The sequence below is a fragment of the Salinarimonas rosea DSM 21201 genome (assembly GCF_000429045.1).
GTDB classification, from domain to species: domain Bacteria; phylum Pseudomonadota; class Alphaproteobacteria; order Rhizobiales; family Beijerinckiaceae; genus Salinarimonas; species Salinarimonas rosea.
In genome coordinates this window covers 1-9,939 of sequence record NZ_AUBC01000045.1, presented here as the reverse complement: position 1 = coordinate 9,939, position 9,939 = coordinate 1, and the positions used below count along the sequence as shown (strand labels likewise).

Annotated in this window: 10 protein-coding genes and 1 pseudogene; 7 read left to right on the top strand and 4 right to left on the bottom strand. The window is 62.7% G+C overall.

Going from position 1 to position 9,939, the window contains the following annotated elements; translation table 11 throughout:
- Positions 1–316: 316 nt before the first annotated feature.
- The 3 genes from G407_RS31895 to G407_RS32670 all read left to right on the top strand — a co-directional run bounded on the left by G407_RS31895 (position 317) and on the right by G407_RS32670 (position 2,061).
- Positions 317–598, top strand: coding sequence for a hypothetical protein (locus G407_RS31895; protein WP_156917666.1), 282 nt, complete (start codon positions 317–319; stop codon positions 596–598).
- Between the two features lie 160 nt (positions 599–758).
- Entirely contained in the window at positions 759–1,874 is a 1,116-nt protein-coding gene (locus G407_RS0121030) for a hypothetical protein (RefSeq protein ID WP_029032397.1), read from the top strand.
- A gap of 1 nt (position 1,875) precedes the next feature.
- Positions 1,876–2,061: a hypothetical protein gene (locus tag G407_RS32670; protein WP_052341706.1), complete on the top strand. Its 186-nt coding sequence runs from the start codon at positions 1,876–1,878 to the stop codon at positions 2,059–2,061.
- Positions 2,062–2,253: 192 nt separating this feature from the next.
- Here G407_RS32670 and G407_RS32920 read toward each other — a convergent pair.
- Both G407_RS32920 and G407_RS0121015 read right to left on the bottom strand, forming a co-directional pair.
- Positions 2,254–2,982 (bottom strand): annotated as a pseudogene (locus G407_RS32920) (DNA N-6-adenine-methyltransferase); the annotation flags it as partial.
- 100 nt (positions 2,983–3,082) lie between these two features.
- The gene (locus tag G407_RS0121015; protein ID WP_156917665.1) at positions 3,083–3,490 is read right to left on the bottom strand and encodes a hypothetical protein; all 408 of its coding nucleotides are present in this window, start codon (positions 3,488–3,490) and stop codon (positions 3,083–3,085) included.
- A gap of 578 nt (positions 3,491–4,068) precedes the next feature.
- On the opposite strand from G407_RS0121015, the gene G407_RS30745 reads away from it, so the two are divergent.
- Positions 4,069–4,740, top strand: coding sequence for a thermonuclease family protein (locus G407_RS30745; RefSeq protein WP_052341705.1), 672 nt, complete (start codon positions 4,069–4,071; stop codon positions 4,738–4,740).
- Between the two features lie 22 nt (positions 4,741–4,762).
- Here the strand turns inward: G407_RS30745 and G407_RS29155 are convergent, their stop codons facing one another.
- Positions 4,763–5,194 (bottom strand): Ros/MucR family transcriptional regulator, encoded by a 432-nt coding sequence (locus G407_RS29155; RefSeq protein ID WP_043540316.1) that lies wholly within the window; start codon positions 5,192–5,194, stop codon positions 4,763–4,765.
- A 2,235-nt stretch (positions 5,195–7,429) separates the two neighbouring features.
- Here G407_RS29155 and G407_RS0121000 point away from each other — a divergent pair.
- Positions 7,430–7,906 carry a GFA family protein gene (locus G407_RS0121000; RefSeq protein WP_029032395.1) on the top strand — a complete coding sequence of 159 codons (477 nt, stop codon included), beginning with the start codon at positions 7,430–7,432 and terminating at the stop codon, positions 7,904–7,906.
- Here G407_RS0121000 and G407_RS29150 read toward each other — a convergent pair.
- Positions 7,894–8,604, bottom strand: a complete 711-nt coding sequence (locus G407_RS29150; RefSeq protein WP_245259145.1) for a GNAT family N-acetyltransferase — start codon at positions 8,602–8,604, stop codon at positions 7,894–7,896. The genes G407_RS0121000 and G407_RS29150 overlap by 13 nt on opposite strands.
- A 77-nt stretch (positions 8,605–8,681) precedes the next feature.
- On the opposite strand from G407_RS29150, the gene G407_RS0120990 reads away from it, so the two are divergent.
- Both G407_RS0120990 and G407_RS0120985 read left to right on the top strand, forming a co-directional pair.
- A complete protein-coding gene (locus G407_RS0120990) occupies positions 8,682–9,065 on the top strand; it encodes a rhodanese-like domain-containing protein (RefSeq protein ID WP_029032394.1) in 384 nt (127 codons plus the stop codon).
- A gap of 154 nt (positions 9,066–9,219) precedes the next feature.
- On the top strand, positions 9,220–9,693 hold the full coding sequence (locus G407_RS0120985; protein ID WP_029032393.1) for a hypothetical protein: 474 nt from the start codon (positions 9,220–9,222) through the stop codon (positions 9,691–9,693).
- Positions 9,694–9,939 lie beyond the last annotated feature (246 nt).

Sequence of the window (9,939 nt, the reverse complement as noted above, 5' to 3'; positions counted from 1 at the left end):
CTCGCAGACGGTGCCCTCACCGTGGCCGAAGTCGCTCAGCAGGTCGGATGCTCGCCAGCGACGTTGTATAGGTCGATGCCGGGAGGGAGGAGGAAAATGGAAGCGAATGTTGCACGTGCCGACTTTCCGCCGGTAATTTGAATTTTGACGGCTCCATCGGAAAGAAGCATAATGAGTTTCAACATCTAAAAAGGGTACTGTTGTGTCACATCAAAATCTGATTGAAGCTGTCGGAAAGGCATTTAACCCTCCATCGTTAAATTATTCAATAGTCCTGAGAGTGAGTGATTTCTCCACCTACGAAGAGGGATGCGCAATGGTCAAGCTGCTTGAACGCGGCGGGTATGAAATGTTTCCGCATGCAGATTTGCTCTTACACGATCTCTGCGTTGAAAATTTTCTCTGGCAACTTGTCAAAGATCAGTATGACGACTTTTCGGGTAAAGTAAAGTGGAGCGGCGGGTACGAGTGCGAGGGCGATGACGTTACTTTTGTAGCGAAGTTTGACTTTGAAACGAGAAAAGATGCGCATCTGTTCAGAGGTGAGATCAAGGGCAAGCTTTGTCGCGGCTTGATCTCTGGCGCTCTTGTGAGGTGACAGTGTTCCGGCGCGGCGGTATCACGCCGCGCCGGTCTGCAAGCCTTCAACTGTCGCGGGCCTAGTCTCGAATATGGTGTTCCGCTCGATGGCGCTGGAGTAGTTGCACTTTCCGCCTTTCGTGTTCTCCTCGATCCAGTCGCGTCGAGGAGAACCACCGATGCCCTTCAACCAGCACCAACCCCTACCGGCAGGGCGGCTGCACGACCTGATCGTCTCGCTCGATCTCATCGACGCGGGCTTCCTCGGCTTCGTCCTGCGGCTTTCAAGCCTGCGGCAGCAGGCTGCCTTCGCGGTCCTGTCGCGCCACGTCCCGCCGATCCGCGAGCGGAAGCCGAACCTCGACCACCTCACCAGCGTCCTGCCCGTCGCAGCAGATGTGCGCCGCCTACATCCGCGTGACCTGATCGAGAAGCACCTCGGGGCGTGCCCTGACGGTCTGCTCGGCTCGCTGGCGAAGACGAAGCGAGGGCCGCAGGGAAGCGCCTACTACGCCCGGCTTCACCGCGCCGTCTCCGATCCGGCCAGCGCGGAAGTCGCCAAGGTAATTCGGCAAGCCGACTGGCTCGACCGTCACAGGCTCGACGCGCTGCTGACGCTCGAACCTGTTTTCCTCTGCCCGCGTTTCGCGCTCAAGGTCCGCTGCCGAAACCACGCCAACGACCTGAACACAGCGCTACGCCTGATCAAGGCGAGCGTTCCCGGCGTCACTGAGAGCGATCTCCGGGCGTCCGTGCAGGCGAGTGTCAGCGGGCCGAGCCGGTGGGTTCTCCGCTGGCTGCGGCGAGCCGTCGTCCCCTTTCCCGATCTCGCACTCCCGGCCTGCTGGAAGCCGTTGAATAGCGGTTCTGCCCTCTATGCGGCGGGCACCCGCATGCGCGTCTGCCTCACCGAGCCGCAGGCGCTCTTCGCCGTCCTTCAGCGTCGGAAGCTCTACTTCGAGGATCGTTCGCGGGCGCTGATCGCGGAGGTCCGCGCGGTCGGGAAGAAGCCGATCTACCTGTTGGCGAGTGTGCACGGGTATCGCAACGGTTACGTCAATGAAGCGCTCCGTAACGAAGTTGGGAAGACCTTCTCGAACGCAGGCATCTATGCGTGGGATCACGAGCCCCCCTCACCTTGGGACGCCTGCGAGCGGCTCATCTGCGGTCTCGCCAGCCTTGAGGACGAACTGGCGGACCTCGATGTCGGCCCGGTCGATGAGATCACCGACGAGACCGACGAGACCGACGAGCCCGAACTGGACCTGACGCCCGTCGCGAGCTTGGAGGCATGACATGACGGGCCTCGCCGTCAGCATGTTCGGCGTGTTCCTGTTCGCGGCGTGGCTCGTCGTGGGCGCGATCTACGTCGCGGTGCGGATTGCGTCCTGCGTCTTGAAGCTGATCCTCGGGCTCGTCGCCGCCTTCATCGCCGGTTTCGTTCAGGGGTGGAACCGGGAAAGCGAGCGGCGCGACGACTGAAGCCTCCGCAGCACCGGCCTTCGCCCAACCCGCGATACGCGCCCGGCTCACCACTATGCTCGTCGGCATGTGGCCGCACTCAAACAGCGCCATGATCCGGGCGATCATCACATCGGTGCCGCCGTAAAGCACCAGCATGGTCGGGAACGGCGCGGGAGTTGCAGGCATACCGAGGCGCTCGAAGGTGATTCGGCCCCGAAGGAAGAAAACATCTGCAATTCCCTGAATGTGGTCCTGATGCCAAGCAAAATGCGTCTTGACGGGGAGCAGCATTAGGACGGTCTGCGCCCGCTTCGACCTCCACTCATGCGCTGCTTTTCGGACGAACTCTCCGGTCTCAGAGTAGGGAGGATTGACGAACACGGTGCGCGCGTTCCATGGCTGCTTCAGCCCGTCCTCTTCCCTGTGGATAAACCGCCGCGCCCGGACAGGGCTCTTCGGGTGACCGCAAGGGTCCAGTTCGATCCCGTCGAGAACCGCCTCGATCCGTCGCACCACATCTTCGGGCGTGAACCGCTCGTCCCGAGAGCCTGAGCCCCAATTCGCCACCTGCGGCTTTCGGGCGCGTGCCCGAGGGGCGAGTACGCCGAGCGCCGCCGAGAGTGTCGCGATCCGCGCGTTGCCGTTTTCGAGCCGGTTGATCGCCATGGGAGACACGCCAGCACGAGCGGCGAGCTTCTCTTGGCTCCACCCGCGCTTCGTTCGGAGAGCCCGCACCCTTTCGCCCCACGTCTCGCCCTTCGCGACTGCCGCGAAGCGGATGTCGAGGGCCGCTACGAGAGCGGCGAGAACGGCGACGCTCCCGTTCCCACGCTCCGCCTCCCACACGGCATGAAGACTGAGACCCGCCCGCTCGGCCAGTGCGGCTTGCGTCAGCCCCTTGGAGGTCCGCTCCTCCCGTACGATGTTCCCGAAGTCCATTCGTTTTGGATCATTGTTCTCTGACAGAGGGAATGGCTCGGACCACGCAGCGCACGCCGCGTCAAGAGGGCGGGTTCGGGGCGACGGTGCGTTTCGCTCGTCAGAAGAGGACCGGCATGGGAGCCACCGAGATGCTCTGAGCCGGGGCGCTGACCGCTGACGGGCGCACCGGCCTCGCCCGCCGGGGCGATATCGAGAACCGGACGTGCTGGTATCGACTGCGCCCAACCGCCGCGATCCTGCCCGGCGACACGACCGCCGCGACGTGATCCCGCAGCCCGCCGGGCGGCACGAGATGTAGGCTGACCGGCCAGCGCCGCGCGAATACGGCGAGGAACTCAGCCCCGCTGATCTCGGGCAAGGCCACGACCCCGCGTAGCCGACCGTCCGCACCCAGCCACAGCCAGAGACCAAACGAGCGCCACCAGCGGCTTTGACGGCGAAGGTGATCGACCAGATTACGGCAGGCGACGCGCCAGCCGTGAAACTCAGCGACGGACAGGTTCACGCCGAACTCGACTGCGAATAACGGGCTGCGCGTGACCGCCATTATGCGACGCGACAGCCGCGAGGAGTAGCGTCTCGCGCATCTTGAGCATTTTAGCGACAGGCAGCGGATTGAGGAGGAGCATCTCACTTCGCTATTTAGATAAATAACTTCATGAAAAATCGTACCCCGGCTGAGATTGCCCGAAACTTAGGGGCTAGGCCCCTCAGCGACGCGTCAGGGCTGCCACATGAAGTCGATTGCCACGGATTGGATCGAGCCCTCATTGGAGACGAATCGTTCGAGGAAGGACTACGAGAACGGTGCGTATGGACTGATGAGAACTGTCAGGGTCGCCACAGTGTAGAGCCACTGAGAGATACAAACGGTGATCGAATTGGCCGGAAGTACCGCTTCGAGAACGCGAACGACGCTTTTTACTTTAGGCTTCGCTTCTGATCGCCGCTGGCGATTGGTTTAGCGTAGGTGCAGCGGACTTCCTTCTCGCTTTTATTAGGGCCGACTGAAGCGGCTCGCCCACGGGCTGCGTTAAGTTCGTGTTCGCTGCCGACGGGCGATCCTCTGCCCGGAGGTATGGAATGGCGAAGCTCCCGAGCGAGTGGAAGGTCTATCAGCGCAAGCGCGGTCTGAACGGCCTCGCCAGCCGCGTGCGCCGCGTGTGGGCTGCTGGCAGAGCCTCGGGCCGATCTGTCCTCCCCTTCGCCGTCGTCGGCGCGCTTATCGGCGTCGGCGCGGTCTCCTTCATCAATCTCATCTCCGCGAAGTCGCTGCCCTTCAGCCCCTCGCTCTGGTTTTGCGAGGACCGAACCCATCTCGGGCTGGTCGGGAAGGCAGCCGTGATCGACGGCGACACCATCCGGCTGTGCGGTCTCGACACCAGCGTGCGCCTGTACGGGATCGACGCGCCCGAGAGCGGCCAGCGGTGCCGGAATGCCGCTGGTCGGAGCTACCGCTGCGGCTCCGAGGCGACGGCGGCGCTCTCGGACCTCATCGGGCGTACCGGGCGCGTCTCCTGCGAGCGGAAGGATGTGGACCGGTATGGCCGGATCGTCGCGGTCTGCCGAGCAGGCGGCCTCGACATCAACGCCGATATGGTGCGGCAAGGGTGGGCGGTCGAGTACCGCCGCTACTCGGATGGGCGCTATCGGGACGAGGAAGCTGCCGCACGCGACGAGCGCCGTGGGCTGTGGGCGGGCAGCTTCGTCGCGCCTTGGGATCACCGAAGGGGCGAGGTGAACGTCTACCGCTAGCCTCGCCCACTCGATACCGCACTCACTCGGCGGCCTGCACCCGATTTTCGGCGGTCGTCGTGCGCTTCTGCCCGAGCCCGATCTCCTTCGCGCGCTGGGAGCGCAGGGCCGAGTAGTTCGGCGCGACCATCGGGTAGTCGGAAGGAAGCCCCCACTTCTCCCGGTACTGATCAGGGGTCAGCCCGTACGCCGTCATGAGATGCCGCTTCATCGAGCGACAGTGCTTCCCGTCCTCAAGGCAGATGATGTAGTCCGGGGTGATCGAGCGTTTGATCGGCACGGCGGGGACTGGGCGCGAGGGCTCCTGCGGTTTCTCGACGGGCTTCCCAAGTTCAGTCAGCGCCCGGTAGACGGACGTGAGCAGTTCCGGCACCTGCGCCGAGGGGATCGGGTTGTTGCTGACGTAAGAAGCAACAATGGATGCGGCAATCTTCGTCGTAGCTTCGTCTTTCATCTTCGCCTCGCTCGCGGTATTCCTGCCTTCTACTATTCCGGTTCGCGCGCTTGTCAAATGTTTATCAAAGCGAGGAGAGCGGTCGCGACCGGGGACATGCGCACCAGCTACGTTACAGTTCGTGATCGGCGCTGAGCGAACGAAGCGCTTCTTTCTCGCGATGAGCCTCTCTCAGGGGTACGTCTTCCCGCAAATAGACTGGCCGCCCCGAATAGGGCGGCTTCTTTTTGATTGAGGCTCGCGCGGATCGCGCCACCCGTCGAGGCGCTCCGGGTCCGCGATGCGTGCCCTCGGCCTTCAACTTTTGCCGCGCGCCAGCATGCTGGCGCGAACGGCGCATCTGCCGCGTAGGCCTAATCCGAAAGGTACATCTTGGTGTTGACCGCTTCCGCTCTCGCGCTTCCAGCGCTCGGCGTTAGCGGTGCTGGTGCGCTCCTCGCGGGGCGGCAAGCCCCGGCCGCTGGCACGCCTCGGACATACGCAGATACGAGGAGCGACATTAAACCGCCGTATGGGTCACAACGTCGCGCTTCGAAGCTGCGCACCTACGGGCATTTCCCGATTGCCGCGATCACGTTTTCACGTACTCAGCGCAGGCGTTTGCGGAGCTAAACAGGTCATCCCTGATATTGAGCGCGTCAACGGAGCCGAACCATGCTCAGCACGGATCGAGGTCGTCGGTTCAGGGACAGAGTGCTGTGGTTGGCTCAGCCGACCGGCGTCAGCGACTCTGACCGAGTGACCTACAGGCTCGTCGCGCAAGTGGCACGCATCCTCGCAGCGGTCCCCCCTGACCGGGCGGAAAGGATCGTGGCCGACCTCGAAGCTGCTCACGGGCACGAGGCTGGCCTTGATCGAGACGCTTCTGCGTAGCAGGCGTTGCCGCGCAGCTATGGATCGCCACTGATCAGATGCTTTCCCGCAGTCGCGAAAGCAGCCGAGGACTGAAATCGAGCGGGTGCGCCTAGCTCCGCGCGACATTCCTCAGGAGTGTTGCAAGCGCGCTGTGGACGGCTGTGGAGAACGGGGACACCGGCATCTTCGCCCCCGTCTGACGGATGATTCTCGCTAGAGGCATTGGATAGGCTCGGCTCCAAGCTTGGCAGTTCGAGGCATCATGAGGCGAAAGTGCGGCCCCAATTCAGGTGAGACATCCCGACGTGGACAGGTCCGCGACGCCGATCCCCTGCCGCCCGAGACCAAGTTGGTCGGGGGAATGCCCGTCTCGCTTCCGGCGCTGCGCTGGATGAGGGATCACGAGCCGTTTGTTCACAGGCGACGTTCTCCACACGGGAAGCGCGAAGTTATCGAACGTACCGAGATCATTAGAAGCTGATTATGTGAACATCAGCTTGCTTTGCCGCCTCACATCCAGAGACGATCCACAGGCTTGCATGTGAAGGATTGCCTCGGTTTTCTGCCATGGAGAACGGGAGGACAGGGGCTCCCGACCAACAGGAAATCTGCCGGGACCCCCGAGCGAGACGCTCAGACCCTAGCCGTTCGGCTTCGGAAAAGGCTGCCGAGGCGGCCCAAGGCCACGCAAACACCTGACTGCAAGCAACAAAGCTCGCAGCTATAAACCACCTAGGGTACGCAATTGTACTGATCTAGTCTCTTTGTAGTAGGCGATGTCGAAGCTCTCATCGGGCGCTCGACCTCGCGCGATCTTCGATAAGCTTCTACGCTCCACCTCCTCCAAATTGTGCCACGTCTGCATGGTGGCTCCTCTTCGAAGTCGCCTCCACGACGATCATACCCGAAAGCGACAAGACCTGCCGTACGCAGGATAGCCGACGCCTGCTGAGCGGCTTCGGTTAAGCTTTTGATTGCGCCATTCGAGGCTGCTCGTCACCCCTGCGGATGTACAAAAAGAAAAAAGCCGCGCCCGGCTTCTCCGGTGTCGCGGCTCTGAAGACCCACGTTCATCGCCCCACGGGTCAACTTCTTACATACGTGATTCGAGTGCGCCGGTCCACCAGAGCAGGGCTGCAAATCTTCGCTCAAACTTACCTCTTGTAACTCAGGCGACAATAGACTAAAGTTTTGAGACGCGGCTTCGTATATGCCCCCACGGGTCGCGACCTTAACGGCGCGTCAGGAGCGATCCCGACGCGCTGTTTTTCTGTGAAGCTCTGCTCCCTTACTGAAAAGCTTGTGCTTACGTCGCGCATTGACCGAAGAAGGCGGGTGTGGGAAGGTCGGGATGTTCGGGCATTCAGCGGAGGTTTGGTGATGCGGCACGACGGTGGCTGCCTCTGCGGCAAGGTTCGGTACAGCGTGACGACACCGCCCACGCGGGTCACCTTCTGCCACTGCAAATTTTGCCAGCGAACGACGGGCTCCGCCTACCTCGTTGAGCCGATCTTCGATAAGGGAGCCTTCGGGGTCACGGCAGGTGAGCCCACCACCTACGACCACACCTCGGAGGGCAGCGGCAAGGTCATCCACATCCACTTCTGTTCGACCTGCGCGACGAAGCTGTTCCTGACGTTCGAGCGCTTCACGGAGGTGGTGGGCGTCTATGGCGGCACCTTCGATGATCCGAACTGGTTCGAGCGCTCGCCCGCCAACTCGAAGCACATCTTCCTCGCCGTTGCGCAGCGAGGGACAGTCGTTCCCGCCGGGGTTGCCTGTTTCGAGGAGCACGCAACGAATGTCGCGGGCGAGCCGAACGAGCCGCACCTCTACGACAGCCCTCACGTGGTCTGACGCGCCGCCTCGCTACCGTGCACCGGCGGGGTCAGGTCCGTTTCCATGAAGTGCAGCAGTTCGGCCACGCGCGGCGGCACGTCGTAATACGCGTCCCGCATCCTGAAGCCGAGCGCCTCGTACAGGCCAATCGCTTCATCATGGTAGATGCCGGTGTCGAGCCGCATCACGTCATAGCCTCTTTCGACCGAGAGCCGAAGTAGGTGCTCGCAGAGGAGCCGTCCCGCTCCCGTGCCCCGCACGTCGCTGCGGACGAAGAGGCGCTTCATCTCGCACGTGCGGTCATCGAGTGGCCGCATCATCACGCAGCCGACGGGGCGTCCTTCAAGCCGCGCCAGCAGGATTTCTCCGCGCGGCGGCGCGTGGACCTCTGGAAGGCTGTCCAAGGTGGCGGCCCACTTCTCAGGTGCGTAGTAGGCGTCGATCAGCCACATCTCGCGGGCGTAGCGCTCGCGCAGCCACGAGAGGAAGCCTTCGCAGAGGTCTCGCACGGCGAGGAGGTCGTCGGGCGAGCGTGCCTCCGCGATTTGAACGCGCCTGTCCATCTCGGCTCTCCCTCGCTCCGCAGCAAGGACAAGGTTACCCGAACGAGGGTCGCTGCTGTCCTCCTTTAAGGCAAGCTCGATCATCGCCTTGCTTTTCACCGAGGGCAAGCTCTGCAAACGGAGCAGCTTGCCTTTGATCTCCTTGCGGCGCACGTTCGATGTAGCCGGTTCTTCCAGATGGCGCGGACATTCCGCAAAGACATCTTCGCAGCCGGTAGGGAAGGCGAACTATGCCGACCAGCGTCGCAGACATGCTAGCAAGCGCGAACAGTTCGGTCCCGAAACTCTCGCCGGAAGAGACGGCTGAGAAAATGCGCGGAGATGGTGTTCTCGTCGTGGACGTTCGCGATCCGAGCGAAATCGAGAAGACGGGAAAGATCAGGGGTGCGGTGAACGTGTCTCGTGGAATGCTCGAATTCCGAGCCGATCCCGAGAGCCAGTACCACGATCCCGCGTTCGAGCCCGAGAGGACCGTTCTCCTATACTGCGCCTCTGGCGGACGTTCGGCTCTCGCTGGACGTACGCTTCAGGAGATGGGCTACGGCGAGGTCTACAACGTCGGCGGCTTCAAGGAACTGGCGGACGCGGGGATCGAGACGGAACAGGTCCACTGAGTTCCCGCCTGTGTACGACGCTGAAACGCAAGAGGCCCCGCTGGTCGGCGGGGCCTCGATCAGAACGGCGCGAACTGATCTCTTGCTCAGCGGCTTACATGGTTAACCGATTCCTAACCGGGTGCTCGTAGCCTCTGCCGACATGGAGGTGATCATGAGCACCCTGTTCGCACGCATCACCAAAGGCGACCGCGCGGATGAGATCAGGCCGAAGGCGTCGATGTCCGAAGCGGAATTGATTGAGCGCTTGCGGGCTCACTTCGCTCGCGAGGATCACGCGGCGGCTGGCGACGCGTTCGAGCCTGCTGCGCCGGACTACGCGGACGAAGGCATGGAGGCTCGGCTGAGCGCCATTGTCTCAGCGATGAGCGAGGCGCTGAGGTCGGCGCAGTTGCGGGTCGAAATGATCGAGGCGAAGGCGGAACTCGCGGAGCGTCGCTTCACCGAGGTCGAGAACAAGCTGCGAGAGGCAACGGCGCGCTGGCAGGCCGCTGAGCAGAGGGCAGCACGGGCGGAAAAATTTCTCGCCAAATTTCACGCGATGATCGGCGGTATGCTCAGCGACAAGGAGACGACGGCAAGGCCGGTGCAGGTCGGCCTTGAGGAAGGTCGCAACGTGAACCGATGAGAACGAGGCCCCGCCTCTCGGCAGGGCCTCGATCAGAACGGCGGCGAAATCGGGGGAAGCCGCAATGCCGCTCTGACGAGGGCGCATGTAGAGCGGCAGCCTGCCGCGTCAACGGCGGCCTCACACATGAACATCGGCCTTCAGCGCCCTCTTCCTCCTCCCTCCCGGCATCGACCTATACAACGTCGCTGGCGAGCATCCGACCTGCTGAGCGACTTCGGCCACGGTGAGGGCACCGTCTGCGAG